We start from the raw sequence: 18,726 nt of genomic DNA, 5'->3' as shown, positions 1-18,726 counted from the left end.
TCCCAGCACTACCCGCGCCGGCCGACGGACAGCCGTACGCCGTGCCGCTTCGCGAGCCGGGCGTGCTGAGCACTCGTGTATTGACAGCCGCGATCGGAGTGGAAGACCAGGCCTTCGGCGGGCCTGCGCCACCGCAGGGCGTAGGTCAGGGCGGCGTCGACCAGGTCCGTCTTGAGGTGGTCTGCGACCGCCCAGCCGACGACCCGGCGCGACGCGAGGTCGATGACGGTGGCCAGGTACATCCAGCCCTCCCACGTGTTGATGTAGGTGATGTCGCCGCACCAGCGGGTGTCGACGGCGGTCGCGTCAACCTGGAAGTCGCGGTCGACCAGGTCCGGGCGGCTTCCGGCGTGCGGGTCCGCGACAGTGGTGGTCTTCCACCGTTGCGGGCTCTTGCCGGCGATCCTGGCCGCGCGCATCCGGCGGGCAACGCGTTCACGGCCGTACCGCCGCCCGGCCGCGGCCAGCTCGGCGTGGATGTGCGGCGCCCCATAGGTGCCCTTCGATGCCGCATGCACCGCAATGATCTGGTCGGTGAGCTGGGCGTCGACCCGCTCCCGTGTGGACTGCTTGCCACGGGCATGCTGGTAGTGGACGGACCGGGAGACCTGAAGCAGCTCACACGCACGCTTGACGTTGTGCTTGCCGGCCTGCTCCACCTCGATGAACGGATACACGTTCACCGGGTCTCCCGCGCGAAGAAAGCCGTAGCCCGCTTGAGGATGTCGACGTCCTGCTGCAACCGGCGGTTCTCCGAGCGCAGCCCGGCCAGCTCGGCCCGCTCGTCAGTGGTCAGCCCGTCCACCCGGGTGCCCGCGTCGAGCTCAGCCTGCTTGACCCAGGACCGCACCGCCGTCTGGGCCTACAGCGCCGGCCGCGAGCCGGATCTGACCGGACGGCCTTCCCTACGGTCTCCACGCGATGCCGAGCGCGACCCAGGGTCGCTGTCCGGGCGGCGCTCAGCTTGCTCACGTGTTCAGGGGCTCGTCGAGGTCCTCGTCACCCTTTTCCGGGAAACAGCTGGCCGGGAAGATCGACGAATTTTCTTGCCAGGGCGACGACAACAGCCGGCGATGGCGGTTGTCTTCGACGACCCACCCTGGGCCGTCGGCCCGATAACCGGGCGAGTCGATGTAGATCTGCATCCCGCTGGGCCCGGCGAAGGCCACCAGCGTGTGCAGGTCCCGCGTCGCGGTGACCGTTCGCCCGGAAACGCTGAGCTCAGGATCCATCTTCACCTGACCCACATGCCAGCCGCCCGCGGTCAACCAGTCGATCAACGCCGCAACCCGCACGCGGGTCCGACCGATACTCCGGACCGTGTGAGACCGCTGCAGAAACAGCGTCGTGTCGAAACCCCACTGCTCTACCTCGCCGCTGAGCGACCACCGCGGCAACCGGACCGGCGCCGAGTCCAACACCATGGCGTAAGCCTGCGGGACCACCTCGGCGGCAAACCTTCCCAGCTCTTCCTTAGACACCGCACATGACCGGTGGATCTCGGCCATCATCAGATCCCACCCCGGCGGGAACCCGTAGTCCTGCGGACCGAATCGGGCCGGCAGCGGCGCGCCCTGCAGCACGAAACGTTCCCGGAAGTCAGCCCACGCCGGCACCCATCCGGCAGCGAAATTTTCAAAAGTGCGTGACTGCACCTCCTCGACGTGCGCGGGAAGACGCTCGAAGTACGCTCTCGCCTCGGCCAGGGCCGCCTGTGCCAGCTCGAGCCGCTGATACGCCCGGTTCGCCACATAGCAAGCCGACGTCACATCACCCGGCTTGCCGTACCGGAACAGCCACACATGATCGAGCATGGCGTCTTTAAAGATGCCGTCCCACCACCAGTGCGACAGCGGAACATGCGCCGGCATTGACGAGAGCGGATACTCCAGCGAGCAATACGGCAACCTGACTCGCAGCTCAGCATCCGCCGCGGCCAGCCACTCGTCGTCGACCAGTCCGGTCGCCACGGTGTCTGCGAAGTCGTCCTTGAGGAACTGCACCGCGGATCGGGCTTCCAGCGCCCAGTACAAGTTCTCGTCGTTCGTCCCCTCGAGTTCCTCCAGGCGGCACTCGACGGTCTCCCTGACCTCCGGGCGCAGCCGGTCCCATTCCGCGGCCAGAGTCGTCTTGAAGTCGCGCCCGTCGACCACCTGCGGTAGTTCGCCGTCGTCCGCCGCCTCATGCAACTCGGTCAGCGCGATGACCGCGTCAAGGATCAGATCCCATTTCTTGTACCCAGCCTCATCGACCGCGCTCAACCGCTGCAGGATCTCGCGCCCGATTTGCTCCGCGGGAATCTGCGTCCCGCCCCTGGTCACTGCCACAGCGCCGTACCTCCCTTCCGGCCGCGCACGACACTTGTGCGCCGGGCCGGCATCGGCAGGGCAAAGCCTGTCTGCGGCTACTGCCCAACCATAATGAGCCTTTTTCATCCTGATCTTGCAGGTCAGAGCCCGTCGGCAGGGGGTCGCTGATCGATGAGGGCGAGGCTCCAGGTAGGACAGCAAATCGACCAAAACCCGATGCCCCGACCGGGAGCCTCGCCATGCTGTCCTACCCTGCCACGATCTCGTTGTCCAGCCGGACCCTGAACCACCTCGCCGACCGCATCCGCGGCCATCGCCAGCAGCGCAAATCCCGATGGCGGCGGCTGACTCCGGGCCGTCAGGCCCTGCTCGCCCTGGCCCATCTGCGCAACGGTGACACCTACACCCGCCTCGCCGCCGGCTTCCAGATCGGCGTCACTACCGCCTGGCGCTACGTCCAGGAAGCAATCGCCCTGCTCAGCGCAGCCGCCGACGACCTGAACGCCGCCATGCAGCGCATCCGGCAACTGGCCTACGCGATCCTGGACGGCACGCTGATCCCGATCGACCGGGTCGCCGACCAAAAGCCCTACTACTCCGGGAAACACAAGCGTCACGGCGTCAACGTGCAGGTCATCGCCGATGCACTGGGGCGTCTCGTCTGGGCCTCGGCCGCGCTACCCGGCTGGACGCACGACCTGACCGCCGCCCGCACCCACGGCATCATCGACGCCTTGACCAGCGCCGACGTGATGACCTTCGCGGACAAGGGATACCAAGGAGCACGCGGCAGCGTACGCACTCCATTCAAGCGGCGCCGCTTCCGGCCGAAGCTGTCACGCCGGCAGAAGACGATCAACCGCGCCCACGCGAAAATCCGCGCCCGCGGTGAGCGAGCGATCGCCACCCTCAAGACCTGGAAAATCCTGACCAAGCTGCGCTGCTGCCCGCGCCGCGCGACCGCGATCGTGCAGGCCATCCTCGTTCTGCACCACGTCGAAGCCAACCACTACGCAGGATGAAAAAGGCTCAATGATCAGCTCCGTCGTCAACGGATTTCACGCACGCGGCGTGACCTGGCGTGGCTAGAGCGCGAGGGGTCTGTGAGGTTCCCCCTTAGGACCGGACACCTCGAAACCAGACAGCGGCCTGGGAAGGATGTCCCGGTGCCTCGTCCCTCGAAGTATCCTGATTTGCCCTTCTCCTGACGCTGTGACCGTGACTGAATCGCTCTCGTCCTGGCCGGTGACCGTCGCCGTTGAGATGGCATTGACGCGCTCGGTCACCTCGGCAATCCGGTGTGGCAGATCCGCGATCGCCCATCGGAGCGCTTCCATCGACTGCTCAGGCGTGGTCACGGTCGTGCCTGCCCGGCGGCCTTGTCGGCGTCCTGCCGGAGTGATGAGGGCAGGGCGTCGAGAATCGCCTCGTGCGTCGCCGAGCGCGCTTCTTGCAGCGCTTGGTTGATCACGGTGGTCAGCATGTTGTCGAGCTCGTCGGGCCTCATGCTGAGGGCATCACGATGCAGTCGCAGCTCAGCGACCCGGGGCCGACCATCCACCGTGACCTCGGCCAGGCCGCCTCGGTCAGCGGCCTGGAAATGCCGCGTCTGGGCAGCTTGCGCTGTGAGTCGCAGACGATCGCTCAACGAGCCCAGGTCCTCGGCCACCGATCGTAAACGATCAACGACCTCGTTCCCATCGAAGCTAGTCACGTACCTAGCTTAGTAAAGACACCGACAGTCTGGGCTCCCGTCGCGCGCTGCTCCGCTACACGCCCCGTTGATCAGAGGTCGAATTCGCCGGCCTTTGCGCCGTCGATGAAGGCTTCCCAGTCTGCCAGCGTGTAGACGTGCGCGGGTTTGCTCCGGTCCTTCGTGTCGCGGACCTCGATAGTGTCGCCTACGCGCCGGACCTCGACGCATGCACCGTTGTCTCCGCTACGGGTGCTCTTGCGCCAGGTCTGGTCGAGCATCACAACTCCTATTGCTGGTGGTCCGTGTCGCGGATCTGCTTGAGCATCTCAAGCGACGCGCTGGGCGACAACGCGGATGCCTGCAGCTTGTTTGCTCGGTCTATCTCTTGTCGAACTCGCCGTCTTTGACGCCGCCGAGGAAGGAGTCCCACTCTGCCGCGGTGAAGATAAGGACGGGGCCGGTGCCCTTGTCCTTGGAGTCTCGGACAGCTGCGCCGCCGTCGGACAGGTCGGCCACCTCCACGCAGGAGCCCCCGTTGTTGTCGCTACGTACCGACTTTCGCCACGTGAGGTGGGTCAGGTCTGGGGTGTTCACTACGATCCACCTTCTTCGAATTCACTGGCTACGAGGGTGAGTAGCCGCGCGGATTCTACGGGTCCGAGCGCTGCTGCTCGTAGGTCATCCCAGAGCCGATTGTACGCTTTGACGTCGTCGTACTTGTCGAGGTAGGTGGCGTCCCGATAGTCCTCGGTGTAGATCACGTCGGTGGACGAATCGGGTCCGAATCGCAGGACGATGAACGGAAAGCTCGAGGTCGTGTAGGAGTCCGCCCGGAACGGGAGGACCTGGAGGCTCACGTTCGGGCGTTGGGATACCTCGACCAGGTGTTCGAGCTGAGCAGCCATGGTGGCTGGGCTGCCGACCGCCCGGCGGAGAGCTGACTCGGAGAGTACGAAGAGCAACTCTGAGGTTGCGGCATCGACGAGCGCGGTACGTTCAAGCCTGATCTTGATCTGCTTCTCGGCCTCTTCGGGCTTCTCGGCGGGCGAGCCAGCGTAGAGCGCGCGTACGTAGCTTTCGGTTTGGAGTAGGCCGGGGATGATCTCGGCGTGGTACCAGCGAATCTCTGTCGCGTCGCCTTCCAGGTCGATGTACTGCCGGAACCAGGTCGGCAACGACTCGCGGTAGGAGGACCAGCGGCCGCGTTGTCGACCTGCCCTGGCCATCTCGCGCATGGTGTCGGCCTCCGGCCCGGATACCCCGTAGAAGTCGAGCAGAATTCCGAGATCTGTCAGGCGGAGCCCCGAGACGCCCTGCTCAATCCGCGAGATCTTGGATGCTGCCGCGTCCATGACCTCCGCAGCGTCTTCCTGTGTCTTGCCAGCTGCTTCTCGCGCCCGCTTGAGGGCTATGCCGAGCCTGCGTCGCTGGATCGTGGGGTTGGCCACCCTGCTCTCCTCCTGTGTGCAAGTTGCGCGGCCCATTATGGCTGGTAGCTGGCGTGGGGCGAAAAAACCTAAGTGGATCAATCATCACGGATAGGCAAAAGTAGAAGTTCGTTTTAGTCTGTCTGTAACAGATGGTTCGTGAGACACGTTGGTGCAGTGAACGATCTTCAGGCGGCGAGCACCGCCCGGACTGGCCGCCTACAACGGCTATGCGACGACCGGCCGGGACTGCCGATGTTGCCGCGTGTGGCGATGTTGGCCGTTCCGATCCCGGGCGAAATCAGGCCTGTGGCCAGAAGGGAGCAAGGAAACGTGAGGCGTCAGAGCCAGGGCATAGATATCGGGCCCTCGACCACTACCTACTACGCGGTTTCAGCGGAGAGTTCTCTGAGGTGGGCGCAGGAGACGCTCGATTTGCATGTGACGTCGAGTGCGACGGGCCGTTGCTTAGCCTGCGGCTCGCCGGGGCCATGCTGGCGGCGGGAAGGCGCGGTGGCTATCTTCTGTCGGAGCTTGCGCCTGCCTCTGCGTCAGCCCGGGGCGAGCCGGCCCGAGTTGATCGGTGCTGTGCGAGTCGGGGTGCCTTCAGTGTACGACGTTGAGCGACTGCAGCGGAAAGTAATCGAACCCGGATAAGTGGTAACTCATGCCGCGCAACCTTTCCCGTTGTGAACGCCACAGTTAATGATCTCTTCCTGATTGGGTCACGAGGGTTCACCGCTCGGATCAATCACTCTTACCTTCATGTTCCGAAGGGAATCGTATGTATACGCAAAAAGACCTCATAGCTGCGTTGACCGAAATCGGTGTCGACGCTGAGGTTCAGATCAGCTTGGATGGCATTCCCCTCACTGTTAAAAGTCTCGGTTTGGATGAACGGCGTGGCGTGATTTTTCTTCGGCCGCATCCGGAGGAGGTTCCCGACGCGTTGCGCCGGTTCGTGGCGGCGGTGACTACGGTGCATGGAGCGGCTCGTCTGGAGCATGCGGTTCGTTGCAACGTTGATAGTCACTGCGATCTAAATCAAACTGACGAGTAGGCGGCCTATCCATGAGGCGTATGCTCATCCCGCACGGATCGACGGTTCATTTAGGAGAGATCCTGCGGCCGGTCGGTTCCAGGGAAATTGCTATCCGACTGGGTCTTTCCCGTCAGCGCATCCAGCAGCTGGCCGATCGTGACGACTTCCCCGCACCCCTACGCGAACTGAAGATGGGTCGTATCTGGTGGGAACACGAAGTAGAGGAGTGGATCCACAGGTGGAGAGCGGGGGAACCGCCTTCTCTGTGTGCCGTCCGCGCCGACGATGGTGTTCGGCAGTTGGCTGAGCGACTTGCTGACCATTTGGCTGAAGGCGGCCAGGCTTTCCTCGATGACGAGATCGTCGGTGTTCTAACAGAATTTCTCCGGCTTTTCCTGGCGACGACCAGGGCCGGCCTCAACCACTCGGAGTGGAACGAGGCGGGGTAGGAATTGGGAAGTCGGATCCACGTGTCGCAAAAACGAAAGAAATCCGGTATATGCGCACGGGTGGGCGGGGTTATGTCCCGCCCACCCGTATTGCTGCTATTCGTCTTCTCGGCGGGCCTCTACATCGCTTGAGCGTTCGCCCAGGACCCGTACCGTCGTGCTCAGCTTAATGGGTAGATCGTCGTCGCCTTTAAGGAAGGGTTCGATGTCGATGGGCTTCCGGAGGGTGCGGCCTGGACCGTATGCCTGCTGCCGTTCATGGCCGGATACCCAGAATCGATGGTCTGGTTTAGCTCGTGCTTTCTTGCTGGCCGATGGCGTGTCTGAGGGGGTGGGCGCGGTGGTGCGGCGTGGCCGGATCTGAACGATCCGCACCTCGGGTGCGGGCCGTTTGTTGCGCTGGTACGACTTGCGGATCCCCTTAGGCAGCTGCGCCGGAATTGTTTCGGCCATTCGTTGCTTGATGAGCAGCCAGGTTGTCATGAGGGGGCCGAGTGGGTGTGCGCCGTCGATGATGGCGCGCCGGGCGATGTATTCGGCATGGATGGGGATGAGCCAGCCGATCTCGTGCCGCAGCGTGGGCATCAGATCTTCGTCGACGGCGTTGCCGACGCTGTGGTAGCCGATGAATTGCCAGCCGTCTTCGCGCGGTGTCCAGGACACGGCGGCGAGCTGCTGGGTTTCTCCGACCGGGGAAGGCCAGGCGATCAGCCCGGTCGGTGCGGGTGCGAGAGCGTCGGTTGCCCGTGCGACCGGTTGATCGGCGCTGTTGGCGTTGACGAGGTCGGTGGATTCCTCGTTGATCCAGAACATGGTTGCCCGATCGAGCTGGTTGGCCAGGTCTCGGCGCTGCTGCCGGTCTCCGATCGCGGTCGGCAGGCCGGCGGGACCGCGAAGTAGACCGGTGAGCCGGTCTCGGATCTTGGGGAGCATGTCGGCGTTGATCCGAGCGGCCGGCCAGTCTGTCGTGGTGAGCAGCGTTCGTTCTTGGCGGCCGAGGACGATGCCGCGGTGCAGCGTGTTCAGGATCGTGTATTGCGTGCTCGCCGGGCGCCAGTGCATCAGCCCGGCGCAGTGCGCGGTGAGGGCGTCGACGTCGTCGGCCTCGATGAACTGCGCGCACCGGTAGCAGACGTGCCAGTGATCGTTGTAGGTCTGAAGGACGCCGCTGCCCATGGCGGCGATTCCGATCAGGCCGGTTCTGTAGTCCCAGGCGGGCGGGGCTGCGGTGCAGGTGTGGCAGCGGTTGAAGATCGGCTGGAGGTGGCGGGCGTCGACCGGCTGCGGGTCGTGTGAGTCGTCGTCAACGGGATGGCGGAAGGTGACCCGCTCTCCGTCCCGGTTCTCGGTCAGGGCCAGTCGGCAGATGCCGCAGGCGATGAGGGTTGCGAGGTTCATGCGCGGCCGCCCGGGTTGTGACGGTGCAGATCACGCGCCCGCGGCCCTTTGCGCGGTGTCCCGCCGGGCATGGTCATTCCCGGCGCATAGAGGACGTGTCGGCCTCGGCCGCGCTGTTTGGCGTGGTACATCGCAACGTCCGCGTGGCGTAGAGGGTTGCTGTGGCGGAGATCGGCGGCCGGAACGACGGCGATCCCGATGCTGGCCGTGATCGTGACGCTGACCGGGCCAGTGCCGACGTGAAGCTCTACTGGTTCGGCGATGAGTGCGTTGACCAGTTCACCCAAGGCGCCGGCCGGTCGGCCGTGGCTGGGCAGTACGGCAGCGAATTCGTCCCCGGAGAGCCGGGCCACGCCTCCGGCGCAGATCTCGGCGATCTGCTGGAGGCGATCGGCGATCTCCATGAGCAGGTCGTCGCCGGCATCGTGGCCGTACGCGTCGTTGACCGTTTTGAAAAGGTCGAGGTCGATCAGCATGACGATCGCCGCTTGTTCCGGGCTGCCGGCTGCGATCTCGGTGCAGCGCGTTCCTAGACCGGTGCGGTTGAGCAGGCCGGTGAGCTGGTCGTGGCTCAGCCTCCACGTGGCTTTGGCCAGTTCTGTCCGTAGCCGGCTCACGGTTCGCCGGGCGAGAAGGTATCCGGCACTGGTTGCGAGCGTGGCCGCCAGGATGGTGGCGATCACAAGGTGTGTGGTGAACACTGGGGTCCTCCATTCCGATGGAGAAGCCCGGGACGCGAACGTTTTGCAGGCGGTGCGTCCCGGGCGCTGGATACGACGACGGCCCGCCGCAGCGGGCCGTTTTCTGTGTGCGCCGGGAACCGGTCAGCTATCGCAGGTGCGGGAACTCCGCGAGAATGTCGGCGGTGTCACGGACCAGGCGAGTCTGCGGATGGTCGCGGAGAACTTGGTGAGTTCCGGCGGACAGGGCAGAGGTGACCGGGCCGGGCACGACCATGGCGCGCCGGCCGCGGCGGATGGCTTCCTTGGTCACCGCGATGGCACGGCCGCGCAGGGGCGACTCCACCAGGACAGCGCCGCTGGCCATGCCGGCCAGCAGCCGACCCGCCGCAGTCGCACGGTCGCGAGTAGGGGTGGTACCGGGCGGATAAGCGCTCACCAGGAGACCGGTGCGAGCGACCTGGGTGTGCAGGCCGTTGAGGTTCTGCGGATGCGGGCGATCGATGCCGCCGGAAAGGACCATTACGACGCGGCCGTCGGCGGCCAGTGCACCGCGGACCGCGGCGGCCGGGATCCCGTAACCGCTGATGGCCGCGACGGACCACCCGGCATCGGCCATGCCTCGTCCGAGGTCGGAGGCCACATGATTCCCGTACGGGCTGGCGACCTGGCTGCCGCAGATTGCCACCGTGCGGGCAGAGAACGTGCCCCCACTTCCACGCGCCCACAGGCATAGGGCGGAACTCGGCGCCGCCGCGTACGGCACCCGGGACAGATCGTCGAGGCGTTCCGGCCAGTCATCGTCTTCCGGGATGAGTACCCGGGCACCCGCTCGTCGGGTGGCGTCAGCAACCGCGGCGGCGCGAGTCCGTAGTTGCTCGACCGTCATAGCGCCGAGGTAGACCGCCCGGTCCTGCGCGGAGGTGCTCGGCGAGATCAGCTTGTCCAACGCCTCGACCGGTCCGAGGAAGACGGTCAGCTCGTGCAACCGCTCGGCAGACGCCGGAAGGTTCATGCTGAGACAGGCGAGGACGGCCCTGGCCGTACGGGTGCGTTCCCGTTCGCTGATCATTGCCCGGCTCCCGTGGAGTTCGTGGAGCCGGTTGACGTCGCAGCTTCTTCGCCGCTGGCAGTGCCGTCCGTGGCGTCCGCCGGTGTGAGGTCGGCGAGGATGCCCTTGGCGACGCGTAGCACGCCGGCGGCGCACTGTTGCACCAGATCCAAGTCGCCGTCCGCCCAGCCCAGCACGTAGGCGTCGCTGTAAGCAGTGGAATCCAGTCCCAGAGCTGCACAGACGAGGTGCGCCACGCTCTCTGCCTCGGTCTCCCGGCGGCCGCGGTGCATGTTCTCGCCGTTCTGCATCCCGGTGAGGTGACCGAAGCGGATATGTGCCAGCTCGTGCACGGTGGTCTTGAACCGGTGTGCGCCGCTGATGTCGTCGCGAACGCGGACCTGCATGACGTCGCCGCCCACGGTCACGCCGTTCGCCGTCCCGAGATAGCCGCTGCCGGGCGCGGTCAGCCCGAAGTTGTATCCGGCGTTCTCGATCAAGGCGACCAGGTCGTTGAACGCCCCGGTCGAATCGTCGCCGGACAGCAGCTGCGGCAGACCCGCCGCCGATGCCCGTACGCGGCGCAGCCGTCGCACTGTCGGCACCTCGAACGGCTCACCGTCGGTCTGCGACAGCTCGAATGTGGGGGACAGCGCGAAACCGACGACCTGAACGGCGGGACGCCCGGACGGCTCGCGGACCACTGCCCGGCCTTCGCTTTCCCACCGCGCCGCCTCTTCGTCGGTCGGTCGGCGGCGGATCGGTGCCCAGACCTTGAAGGCGGTTTCGCCTTTCCGGACGATGCGGTGGTGCTTTCTCCAGCCGCTGGTGCCTTTTTTGTTGCCGAAGGGCAGGAAGTATCGAGGGGTGATGCCGCGTTCCTCGGCCTGCATCAGGAGCAGGAACTGGTTGCTGAGGGTGTATCGGGCACCGAACTCGGCGGCCTGCTCGATGAACTCGACCCATTGCGCCGGGCTGGATGCGAGGTGGGCGAGCCGGGTATCGAAGTCCTCCTTGACCTTGTGCAGGAACGCTTCTTGGTCCTTCGGGGTGCGGGCAGTGCCCTCGGCGTTGGTGACCATGGGGGTCTCTCCTGTTCTCCGCTATGTGGCGGCGAGCAGGCTGGGACCTCGGCGGTCCCAGCCTGCCCGTCGGCACACGGGTGGGACCGCGCAAGTGCGGTGTTGTGTGAAGGCGCTGAGCCGTCGATCGCAAGGCCGCGGAATGTGAGCGATCCTGCGGCGGGCTTTCAGCGATTTCCGGATACGCGAACGGCCCGCGTAGCGGGCCTTCTAGCGGCGTGGATGGTGCGTCGAGGTAGCGGTTCAGCCGTTCTCGGCGGCGATGGTGCCGTCCAGGCTCCACGTGGCGCCGACGCGCGCCGGGAACCGTCCGGCTGAGTCATCGATGCCGGAGTATGGGCCCTGGTAGGGCTCATCCGTGCGTGCCCGCCGACCGATCACCTGCGTCCGGCCGCGCGGGGTCCCCGTGGGCCGCAGCTCGTAGCGCTCCGACAGGACTCTGACGTAGTCGATGTGGGACGCGTAGGGCACGTAGATGCCGTCACGGATGGTGCCGCCGAGCCGGTCGCAGCAGCGGACGGTGACGGGGTACCAGCCGGTGAGCGCCACGATGACGACATGACCGCAGGACAGGTCGAACTCGAACACGCACAGCCGGTGCTGCTCGACATCCTCGGTGGTCGAGCTTGTGGGTGCGGCCGGGGCGCAGGGCTGGCAGATCGGGCCGAGATCGGGCTGGTATCCGGCATCGCACTGTTCGCAGACGATCCGGAGGCAGGCGCGGCATTCGCCGGAGGCGATGTGGTTGAGGCTGGTGCCGCAGAAGCCGCAGTTGCCGGTCAGGCACTTGTCGGTGTGCTGGCCGGGCCGGTGCAGGTGGCAGGGGTGGTCAGGCATGGTGGCCTCCGCGCAGCTGCTGGTAGACGGTGTCGGCGGTCAGCCCGTTTCCGGTGACGTTCTCGGGCGGGTTGAGGCGTCGCCAGTCGAAAGGGCTGCACGTGGCATCGATCGTCAGGAACACGGTGATGTCGTTGGCGGTGACTCCGATGATGTCACCGGGCCCGAGCCCGGCTCGCCCGAGCAGCCGGAACGTACAGGCAAGTAGGAAGTCCGTCTCGCCGTCGCCGTCGCGATGGGCGAAGGTGCAACCGGGAAGGGCGCATTTCTTCTCTCGGCCGTCCTGCAAGTAGCCGAGGTCGATGCTCAATACAAAGCGCATGTGCGCGGCAATCTGCTCCGGGCTGCTTTCGGTGGGCAGGTGCCGCCAATGCGTCAGGATCTTGGTGAGGTGGTGGCCGGCCTCGTACGGGAAGAGCCGGCTGTCGGTGTTTTCGTAGAGGTCGATGCGGAACAAGTTCATGGTCGAGCCCTTCGGAGATGTCTGGGCGGGAATGACGATGTGACCCTCGGCGCGGCGACGCCTGGAACGTAATTTCGGGTGTCGCTTACCGGGGTTTCGGCAAGGGTCGTTACGCATCTTCGCCGCGACTCACGTGCTGGTGAACGCGCGCTGCGGTAAGGCCGCGGCCGGTCCAGTCCTCCGGTTCGGTGATGCGTCGCCAGCCGGCGAACTCACACGCCAGCCACGTGACGCCCGCGTTCGGTTCGAGGATCGATATGACGTCACTGGTCGACAGCGACCTCAGCTTCAGCAACCGGTAGGCACAGGCAAGAAGGAAGTTCATCTCGCCATCGGAAGTCATTCCCCCGCGACAGCCCTGCAGTTGATCGAGGTCCGTGTTGAAGAGGTGGAATACCAGCTCGGCAATCTGCTCCGGGCTGGTTTCGGCGGGCAGGTGCCGCCAGTGGGAGATGACCTTCATGAGGTTGTGACCGGGCTCGTACCGGAGGAATCGGGTACCGATATTGTGATAAACGGCGATGTAGAACAATGTCATGAGTGTGCCTTTCTTGAGGCTCAACAGAATCGATGCCGGAGTTGTGGATCGAGGATGTCCGTGAGGCTTTGATGGGGTCATTCGCGAGTTCATCCGCGGTTGGCAGAGTCGCGGCGGTAGACGTGGTGCTCGATCATGTCGATTTCCAGGCGCTCGATCAGGTCGTCCGGAATCACGGCGTACGGCTCAACCGTGGCCACGATGACGCCGGGATCGAGAATTTGCTCCGAACGGCCGATTTCGACGTAATCCGCCGGGCTGTCTGTCTCAGCGTCGTAATCGAATTCGAAGTCGATAACGGTGCAGAACAGGGTTTGGTGGGGGTTCCAGCCGACCGTGATCGTGTAGCGCTCAAAGCCGGGCTTCGGGACGAGCGGGTACAGACTCATCAGTTGTCCTTCCAGGGCAATAAGGAAATTGGCTACTGCGCGAGACGGCGCAACAGCAGGTGGGCCTCCTTGAGATGCCGGGCAGGTATAGACGCGTTTGGGCATGCCGTCCTCCTGCGGACAGCAGAAGGCGGCCACCAGGTGGTGGCCGCCGGGGAAGTGGGATGGGGCTACCGCGCCCTGTCCGCGTAGGCGGAGGGCGTCAGCGATATGAGTGCCAGATCCAAGGCTGGCGGCGGCGGCCGACCATGGTGGTGGGCGCGATGCCGTCGCGTAGAGCGGGGGATCGGGACACGAAAAAGAAGAAGAACCCTCAGCGTATGAGGGCTGCAGGTGTCTCGGCATCAGGCTGTCCGGTCGGCCGGTCTGACACGGCCTGACAACACGCGAATCCAGCAGCGCTGTTGGTTGGCCTGATCCAGCGGGACCGGCCGGAACTCCGGAAGTCCCGGCCGGCGATCCCGCCGTGCAGCCGAAAGACAGGCGGTCCCCTTCGGGAACGATCTGACAGCGCTTCGGCTCTATCGGTCCCACTTCGTCAACCAGCGCCGACGACCCGACTGGCCGACAACGAGCGACGAGCACCGGTGCGAATCGCAAACTCGCTGAAGCGGCGTTTCCGGCAAGCCGTCGATCCGGGACGGTCGCTGGAGTCAGCGCCGCAGGACGAGGACGTCCTCGTGCGCAATCAGATGCACGGGAACACCTTCAGCGCGGGTGCGACGGACAGCCATCAGCCCGAACATGGAGGCGCGGTGCACGATCTGCCCGTCGCGGACGGCCGCGAGCATCGCTGCGCACCGTTGCACCGGGACCAGTCCCGTCGACCGGGCGACGTTGAGAAGCTCGCCGGGCAGGTCGATCAGGTCGTCGCGCCGGCGACGTACCGGTCGGCAGGTGATCACCACGATTCCGCCGGGGCACAGGAGCTCGTACGAGGCGGCCAGGATCGTCGCGAACCCGTCGAGCAGGCGGAACCATCCCGCGTAGGCGAGGTTCCCGCGCTCGCGGTCCCCGTAGAGATGGCCACGCTTGCGTACTCCGCTGCTGTTGACCCGGACGAGTCCGTGGGTTCCGCGTCCGTACGGCGGTGAGGTGAGCACAAGTGCCACCTGGCCGACCGCGGATGCGGGGACGAGGTCGAGCAGTCGGGTGGCGTCTCCCGTGATGACTTTCGCCGTGCCGGTTGCGCCCTGCGCCGAGGCCAGGGTGATGTTCTTCTCGGCCAGCGCGGTGAAGCGGGGTTCGATGTCGATGCCGAGCGCGTTGCGGCCCAGGTGCATGGCCTCGACCAGGGTGGTGCCGGAGCCGGCCATCGGATCGAATACCAGGTCGCCTGGTGCGGTGAATGAGCTGATCGCGTGGGCGGCCAGGTTCGGCAGCATCTTGCCCGGGTGAGCGGAGGTCTCGGGGACGTAGCGACCGCGGCGCTGGTCGCGAGCCGGCTGCTGGCAGGTCAGCCAGACCGAGGTGACGGGCAACGACTTCTCAGCCATCGCGGCCTGCGGTCTCAGCCGTGCTGCGGGTCAGGACCAGCACGTCGGTGTGGATGTCGAGCTGGGTCTGCTGACCCGGGCGGGGCAGCCGGTCGGTTCCCACGATGTGTTGCAGGTACGCCAGCCCGGCCTTCTTCGCCGCGACGATGACGTCGACCGGAAGGACGACGTCGCCGTGCGGGAGCAGGACGGCCACGCAGCCGCCCGGTACGAGGCTGGCGCGGCAGCGGTCGAAGAACTCGCCCGGCTCGGCGGGCTCGTGGGGCGGCCAGCCGGTGACGATCAGCGTCGCCTCGTACCACTCCCAGCCGACCGCTCGGATGTCCTGAAGGTGGCTGCGCCGCCGGGCGGCGATGATCGCGCGAGCCAGCTGCGGCCCGGCGGTGAGGTCGGTGATCAGGTCGGACGGGTGGGTGAGGTTGTGCACGAGCCGTACGCCCATCGCGTTGGACATGGTTTCGCCCGTCATCGGGGCGGGCACCGGCCACACGGTGATCGGCACGGGCGGGTCGCCGGCCACCATGTCCCCGACGGGAACCGGTGCCTGCTGGTGTTTTCTCTCGGTCATGGGCGGGTTGGCCCCCGGACCGGCGAGCGCACTGACGATGCCCAGATCCCAGTTGTCAGGTCAATCGAACTCGGCCGCGTCCTGTCAGCACCGGTCATCCCAGGTGACCGGACCGGCTCACCGGACGCGGAAGCGCGCCGCGATCCTGTCCGAACCGGTCACAACCTGTCCTGGCCTGACAATCGTCTCCGGTGTCAGATCCCGGTGTCCCAATCGGTGCCTCGGAGCGGATCGCATCCGGCGAGCCGCTCCCCACCGAGGGGAACCCATCATGGTGACGAGCATCCGCAGCCGTACGACCGGCACCGCGCTGACCAGCGCGGAGAAAGCATTCGCGTTGCTGACCTGCGAACCGGCTCCGCTGGTGTTCGATGCCCGGCCCGTGCCGGGACTACCGAACACCACGATGCCGCTGGACCGGCTGCGCACCCTGCTGATGTACGAGCAGTACGACAGCGACACCACCGACGTCCTATGGCGCCAACTCGCCCGGCACGCCCGCGAGTGGGGACCGGCCTGGGTCGTCGGCGCAATCGGGGTCGCGCTGCCCGCCCTGACCCACCTCGCGGCGAAGATCAGCTCCGGGCAGCCCCGGCTCGCCGATGACGTCGACTCGGAAGTCCTGGCCGGGTTCCTGGCCGCGCTGCGCACCACGGATCTGGACAAGCCGCGGCTGTGGCTGCGGATGTGCTGGACGGCGTGGCGTGCCGGCGCCGCGGTCGTCAAGGACCAGGAAGGCGAGGAACTGCCGCTGGACCTTCCCAGCGGCTCTCGCACCCCGCGCATGCCCTACGGCCATCCGGACCTGTTGCTCGGCCGGGCCGCTGCTGCCGGCCTGATCACCGGCGAAGCGGCCGAGCTGATCAGTGCCACCCGCTTCGGCGACGCGCTGATCGAGCAACTCGCCGCCGAGCAAGGAACCACGGCTTCGGCACTGCGCATGCGGCGCCGCCGCGCCGAACGCGTCGTGGCGGCCGCGGTCACCCGAGGCGATCTCTCCGGGCCTTTCCGCTTTCCTGCCGGCGTCGATGAGGCAGCTTGACAGGTGGGATCGTTGTGAACTACCCGCGTAAGGCCGCACCGGCGGTTGGCCCGGTGCGGCCGTGTCGCTTCCGCTGGTCCTCATTCAGCGGAGCTTTAGCTCCGGAAGCGGTCTGTGTCTCACCGAATTTCATACGTCTCACACCCAGGCATCCGATTGATACGCCTCCGGTTGGCTGACAAGACTCGCTGACGGCGAAGATCCGCGCTGCGGACGAGGCTCACCCGAAGCCGCTGAACCATCGTCATGACGCACCATGTGGACGTCTCGTGCTTGCATCCATCCTGGAAGATGAAGACGTGACGCCTGCACGCATCGGCGCTGTCATCGCTGTGCCTCTAGCAACCGCAGTGGTGACAGCCGCGCAGCTTAACCTCCCGACAAAGGAGGTATGGCAGCATCCGACTGCAGTCGCAATGCAATGGGCATCCATCGCGATTCTGGCGCTTTTTATTTTTGATAGTGAGGTCCGGCAGGTCACCCACCTCGTAAGGGCCTCGAGAGTTAGAGAGTATGACCTCGACCTGCGCGCGGAACTTAGTCAGCTCCTGTGCGCCGTCGTCGATCTTACCGGCGCTAGATGGGATGAGATTGAGGTGACCTACTACCGTCTCCGCCGCAACCTTTTCCTGCGGCGCAGACTAGTTCGTGTCGCGTCCCTGAGGCTGGGCGCCGGGACCTCACACACCGCGGCGTCATGGACAATTCGTACCGGGGTGGTGGGCACCGCGTTCGCCGCTCAAGAGGCCATCGGCGTGGATTGGGCAAGCTTCACTCAGCAAGCCGTCGCGGGCGGCAAAGGCGCCTGGGAGCAACTCCCGGTCCCACAGCGATACGGCATGAACTGGGGGCAACTGATCAGCGCAGGCACCCGCGCCCAGGGAGTGTTAGCAGTGCCCACTTTCGAACGCGGCAGTGGTCTACCGACCGGCTGCATTTTACTCAGCGGTGCCTTAAAGCTGGATGACCTGAACAGCGAGGGCATGCGGCATGTCCTCGGTGACCTGGCCACAGCGTTGGATCGGCTTGGGTCACCGCCTCGAGGATGGTGGACCGCTCATGAGCTTTGACACCGGTCCCGGGGCCAGCTCTACGCAAGGTGGCTTCGAGATTCGTTTTCCTGCTCCGCGTCCCGGCGCAGTATCATCCGAATTCGTCTACAGGATCCGTCAATACGGCGCTTCATCTCGCCTGCTTCGCGCGCTGGAGAAGGACATTCCAGCTGTCGATGAATCGGTGACTGCGGCTGGATTCCTCGGACCTGAAGAAACCCAACCCGGCCCTACCGTCCTTGACCGCGGATCGACAAAGCGGATTGACGCAAACTCAGGAGCTCGGCGCGCCCAGCGTCGCAGGTGGCGACGGCGCCGGCGGGCCCCACGCCTCACCGGAACTCTGTATATCCAAAACCCAGATGGCCTCTCGTCAACCATCTCGCTACGCGGTCGCGCAGTTGTGCTCACTCCGGAAGGCACCGGCCTTGCCGGCTACGGCGAAGTATGGGCCGTTCACACTGACGCTGACTCCTCGATCACTGCACTCATGATCACCTACGGTCCCAGCGCCAACCCGAACGACAGACAGACCCAGCTCTGCTACCGAGACCAGACGATTGTTCTCGCTGGAATCAGCTTTACATGGCGGGAGCGCGGACACCCGGCGAGGTTTGCCACGCCTACCTACGTGACGCCACCGCTGGGCACGCTGAGGCCCAAGACTCCTTGAGTCGGACCCGACAAAGCTGATGGAGCACGGGCTCGCGGCGCCGTCCTGTCTCACCGGATCTACTCGGCGAACGGCAGCCGAACTGCGGCCGGGGCACGCAGGTTGGGGTGGTCGGCCGCCCGCGTAGCGCGATTGTCCATTTCATGTTTCGGACGGTGCCGCGGCAGACATCGGCCTCGTCCGAGCCGCCGACCAGCGCTGTCAATGAGCCCCGTCGGCTTGTCGCCCAAGAGGCGACATGAGCCGCATTGGCTGCCGACCTGGAGCCGTCCAAGTCGAACATCATCGAGCGACCCAACTCCGTGATCGAGGTTGTCAGCGTGTGACAGGAGTTCATCGAGTTCGATCGGTCTGACAGCGCGGATCTGAGCTGTGCATGTCATTCACGGCATGCCCGCTCGGTGGGGACCACCACGAGTGGTGAAGTCCGACGGTCCGGCACGGCTGGCGCGGCGCACTGACACCGCAGCCCTTCGCTTCACGCGAGGAGGAGCGCCCCCACCGGACCCCGCCACGATTCTTCGCCCGGTCCCC

Annotated in this window: 22 protein-coding genes; 5 read left to right on the top strand and 17 right to left on the bottom strand. The window is 65.7% G+C overall.

The annotated features are described in order from the left end of the window. Nucleotides 1–8: 8 nt before the first annotated feature. The 3 genes from ACH442_RS38975 to ACH442_RS38965 all read right to left on the bottom strand — a co-directional run bounded on the left by ACH442_RS38975 (nucleotide 9) and on the right by ACH442_RS38965 (nucleotide 2,435). Nucleotides 9–683: an IS3 family transposase gene (locus ACH442_RS38975; protein WP_396343137.1), complete on the bottom strand. Its 675-nt coding sequence runs from the start codon at nucleotides 681–683 to the stop codon at nucleotides 9–11. Then, the gene (locus ACH442_RS38970; protein ID WP_396343136.1) at nucleotides 680–850 is read right to left on the bottom strand and encodes a transposase; all 171 of its coding nucleotides are present in this window, start codon (nucleotides 848–850) and stop codon (nucleotides 680–682) included. The genes ACH442_RS38975 and ACH442_RS38970 overlap by 4 nt, the downstream gene beginning before the upstream one ends. Before the next feature lie 118 nt (nucleotides 851–968). After that, complete coding sequence (locus ACH442_RS38965; RefSeq protein ID WP_396343135.1) at nucleotides 969–2,435, bottom strand: hypothetical protein; 1,467 nt, start codon at nucleotides 2,433–2,435, stop codon at nucleotides 969–971. Nucleotides 2,436–2,548: 113 nt separating this feature from the next. Between ACH442_RS38965 and ACH442_RS38960 the strand changes: the two genes are divergently transcribed. After that, the gene (locus tag ACH442_RS38960) at nucleotides 2,549–3,331 is read left to right on the top strand and encodes a transposase family protein (protein ID WP_396343134.1); all 783 of its coding nucleotides are present in this window, start codon (nucleotides 2,549–2,551) and stop codon (nucleotides 3,329–3,331) included. Between the two features lie 332 nt (nucleotides 3,332–3,663). On the opposite strand, the gene ACH442_RS38955 is transcribed toward ACH442_RS38960, so the two are convergent. The 4 genes from ACH442_RS38955 to ACH442_RS38940 form a co-directional block, all read right to left on the bottom strand. Next, the gene (locus tag ACH442_RS38955; protein WP_396343133.1) at nucleotides 3,664–3,978 is read right to left on the bottom strand and encodes a YbaB/EbfC family nucleoid-associated protein; all 315 of its coding nucleotides are present in this window, start codon (nucleotides 3,976–3,978) and stop codon (nucleotides 3,664–3,666) included. A 116-nt stretch (nucleotides 3,979–4,094) separates the two neighbouring features. Beyond that, a complete protein-coding gene (locus ACH442_RS38950) occupies nucleotides 4,095–4,283 on the bottom strand; it encodes a DUF397 domain-containing protein (protein ID WP_396343132.1) in 189 nt (62 codons plus the stop codon). 100 nt (nucleotides 4,284–4,383) lie between these two features. Then, complete coding sequence (locus tag ACH442_RS38945) at nucleotides 4,384–4,599, bottom strand: DUF397 domain-containing protein (RefSeq protein ID WP_396343131.1); 216 nt, start codon at nucleotides 4,597–4,599, stop codon at nucleotides 4,384–4,386. Beyond that, entirely contained in the window at nucleotides 4,599–5,453 is an 855-nt protein-coding gene (locus ACH442_RS38940; RefSeq protein WP_396343130.1) for a helix-turn-helix domain-containing protein, read from the bottom strand. The genes ACH442_RS38945 and ACH442_RS38940 overlap by 1 nt, the downstream gene beginning before the upstream one ends. Nucleotides 5,454–6,216: 763 nt before the next feature. On the opposite strand from ACH442_RS38940, the gene ACH442_RS38935 reads away from it, so the two are divergent. Together ACH442_RS38935 and ACH442_RS38930 are read left to right on the top strand one after the other, a co-directional pair. Further along, nucleotides 6,217–6,492, top strand: a complete 276-nt coding sequence (locus ACH442_RS38935) for a hypothetical protein (protein ID WP_396343129.1) — start codon at nucleotides 6,217–6,219, stop codon at nucleotides 6,490–6,492. 20 nt (nucleotides 6,493–6,512) lie between these two features. Next, nucleotides 6,513–6,923 (top strand): helix-turn-helix transcriptional regulator, encoded by a 411-nt coding sequence (locus tag ACH442_RS38930; RefSeq protein ID WP_396343128.1) that lies wholly within the window; start codon nucleotides 6,513–6,515, stop codon nucleotides 6,921–6,923. A gap of 96 nt (nucleotides 6,924–7,019) precedes the next feature. On the opposite strand, the gene ACH442_RS38925 is transcribed toward ACH442_RS38930, so the two are convergent. The 10 genes from ACH442_RS38925 to ACH442_RS38880 form a co-directional block, all read right to left on the bottom strand. Further along, a complete protein-coding gene (locus ACH442_RS38925; RefSeq protein ID WP_396343127.1) occupies nucleotides 7,020–8,321 on the bottom strand; it encodes a hypothetical protein in 1,302 nt (433 codons plus the stop codon). Next, nucleotides 8,318–8,938, bottom strand: coding sequence for a diguanylate cyclase domain-containing protein (locus ACH442_RS38920; RefSeq protein WP_396343186.1), 621 nt, complete (start codon nucleotides 8,936–8,938; stop codon nucleotides 8,318–8,320). The genes ACH442_RS38925 and ACH442_RS38920 overlap by 4 nt, the downstream gene beginning before the upstream one ends. Before the next feature lie 211 nt (nucleotides 8,939–9,149). Beyond that, nucleotides 9,150–10,073 carry a DNA-processing protein DprA gene (locus ACH442_RS38915; protein WP_396343126.1) on the bottom strand — a complete coding sequence of 308 codons (924 nt, stop codon included), beginning with the start codon at nucleotides 10,071–10,073 and terminating at the stop codon, nucleotides 9,150–9,152. Next, nucleotides 10,070–11,134: an ArdC family protein gene (locus tag ACH442_RS38910; RefSeq protein ID WP_396343125.1), complete on the bottom strand. Its 1,065-nt coding sequence runs from the start codon at nucleotides 11,132–11,134 to the stop codon at nucleotides 10,070–10,072. The genes ACH442_RS38915 and ACH442_RS38910 overlap by 4 nt, the downstream gene beginning before the upstream one ends. Before the next feature lie 243 nt (nucleotides 11,135–11,377). Beyond that, nucleotides 11,378–11,971, bottom strand: coding sequence for a hypothetical protein (locus ACH442_RS38905; RefSeq protein ID WP_396343124.1), 594 nt, complete (start codon nucleotides 11,969–11,971; stop codon nucleotides 11,378–11,380). Next, nucleotides 11,964–12,434 carry a hypothetical protein gene (locus ACH442_RS38900; protein WP_396343123.1) on the bottom strand — a complete coding sequence of 157 codons (471 nt, stop codon included), beginning with the start codon at nucleotides 12,432–12,434 and terminating at the stop codon, nucleotides 11,964–11,966. The genes ACH442_RS38905 and ACH442_RS38900 overlap by 8 nt, the downstream gene beginning before the upstream one ends. Before the next feature lie 109 nt (nucleotides 12,435–12,543). Continuing rightward, nucleotides 12,544–12,972, bottom strand: coding sequence for a hypothetical protein (locus ACH442_RS38895; protein ID WP_396343122.1), 429 nt, complete (start codon nucleotides 12,970–12,972; stop codon nucleotides 12,544–12,546). Between the two features lie 89 nt (nucleotides 12,973–13,061). Next, nucleotides 13,062–13,466, bottom strand: coding sequence for a hypothetical protein (locus ACH442_RS38890; RefSeq protein ID WP_396343121.1), 405 nt, complete (start codon nucleotides 13,464–13,466; stop codon nucleotides 13,062–13,064). 548 nt (nucleotides 13,467–14,014) lie between these two features. Next, complete coding sequence (locus ACH442_RS38885; RefSeq protein ID WP_396343120.1) at nucleotides 14,015–14,857, bottom strand: TRM11 family SAM-dependent methyltransferase; 843 nt, start codon at nucleotides 14,855–14,857, stop codon at nucleotides 14,015–14,017. After that, nucleotides 14,850–15,425, bottom strand: a complete 576-nt coding sequence (locus tag ACH442_RS38880; protein WP_396343119.1) for a hypothetical protein — start codon at nucleotides 15,423–15,425, stop codon at nucleotides 14,850–14,852. Before ACH442_RS38880 ends, ACH442_RS38885 begins: the two co-directional genes overlap by 8 nt. A 271-nt stretch (nucleotides 15,426–15,696) precedes the next feature. On the opposite strand from ACH442_RS38880, the gene ACH442_RS38875 reads away from it, so the two are divergent. Both ACH442_RS38875 and ACH442_RS38870 read left to right on the top strand, forming a co-directional pair. Then, entirely contained in the window at nucleotides 15,697–16,467 is a 771-nt protein-coding gene (locus ACH442_RS38875; protein WP_396343118.1) for a hypothetical protein, read from the top strand. A 269-nt stretch (nucleotides 16,468–16,736) separates the two neighbouring features. Further along, on the top strand, nucleotides 16,737–17,537 hold the full coding sequence (locus ACH442_RS38870) for a hypothetical protein (protein WP_396343117.1): 801 nt from the start codon (nucleotides 16,737–16,739) through the stop codon (nucleotides 17,535–17,537). The last annotated feature ends 1,189 nt before the right edge of the window (nucleotides 17,538–18,726 follow it).

Origin of the sequence: Actinoplanes sp. NPDC020271 (assembly GCF_044388125.1) — a bacterium.
Classification (GTDB): Bacteria; Actinomycetota; Actinomycetes; order Mycobacteriales; family Micromonosporaceae; genus Actinoplanes.
Note: the sequence above shows the minus strand (reverse complement) of the source record. Positions and strands in the feature narration are given on the sequence as shown.

Bases quoted from the DNA above. Each gene is read 5' to 3' on its own strand.
- ACH442_RS38905 (WP_396343124.1), bottom strand. From the start codon at position 11,971: ATGCCTGACCACCCCTGCCACCTGCACCGGCCCGGCCAGCACACCGAC.
- ACH442_RS38885 (WP_396343120.1), bottom strand. From the start codon at position 14,857: ATGGCTGAGAAGTCGTTGCCCGTCACCTCGGTCTGGCTGACCTGCCAG.
- ACH442_RS38965 (WP_396343135.1), bottom strand. From the start codon at position 2,435: ATGAAAAAGGCTCATTATGGTTGGGCAGTAGCCGCAGACAGGCTTTGC.
- ACH442_RS38875 (WP_396343118.1), top strand. From the start codon at position 15,697: ATGGTGACGAGCATCCGCAGCCGTACGACCGGCACCGCGCTGACCAGC.
- ACH442_RS38960 (WP_396343134.1), top strand. From the start codon at position 2,549: ATGCTGTCCTACCCTGCCACGATCTCGTTGTCCAGCCGGACCCTGAAC.
- ACH442_RS38900 (WP_396343123.1), bottom strand. From the start codon at position 12,434: ATGAACTTGTTCCGCATCGACCTCTACGAAAACACCGACAGCCGGCTC.
- ACH442_RS38895 (WP_396343122.1), bottom strand. From the start codon at position 12,972: ATGACATTGTTCTACATCGCCGTTTATCACAATATCGGTACCCGATTC.
- ACH442_RS38890 (WP_396343121.1), bottom strand. From the start codon at position 13,466: ATGCCCAAACGCGTCTATACCTGCCCGGCATCTCAAGGAGGCCCACCT.
- ACH442_RS38910 (WP_396343125.1), bottom strand. From the start codon at position 11,134: ATGGTCACCAACGCCGAGGGCACTGCCCGCACCCCGAAGGACCAAGAA.
- ACH442_RS38935 (WP_396343129.1), top strand. From the start codon at position 6,217: ATGTATACGCAAAAAGACCTCATAGCTGCGTTGACCGAAATCGGTGTC.
- ACH442_RS38915 (WP_396343126.1), bottom strand. From the start codon at position 10,073: ATGATCAGCGAACGGGAACGCACCCGTACGGCCAGGGCCGTCCTCGCC.
- ACH442_RS38950 (WP_396343132.1), bottom strand. From the start codon at position 4,283: ATGCTCGACCAGACCTGGCGCAAGAGCACCCGTAGCGGAGACAACGGT.
- ACH442_RS38925 (WP_396343127.1), bottom strand. From the start codon at position 8,321: ATGAACCTCGCAACCCTCATCGCCTGCGGCATCTGCCGACTGGCCCTG.
- ACH442_RS38930 (WP_396343128.1), top strand. From the start codon at position 6,513: ATGCTCATCCCGCACGGATCGACGGTTCATTTAGGAGAGATCCTGCGG.
- ACH442_RS38880 (WP_396343119.1), bottom strand. From the start codon at position 15,425: ATGACCGAGAGAAAACACCAGCAGGCACCGGTTCCCGTCGGGGACATG.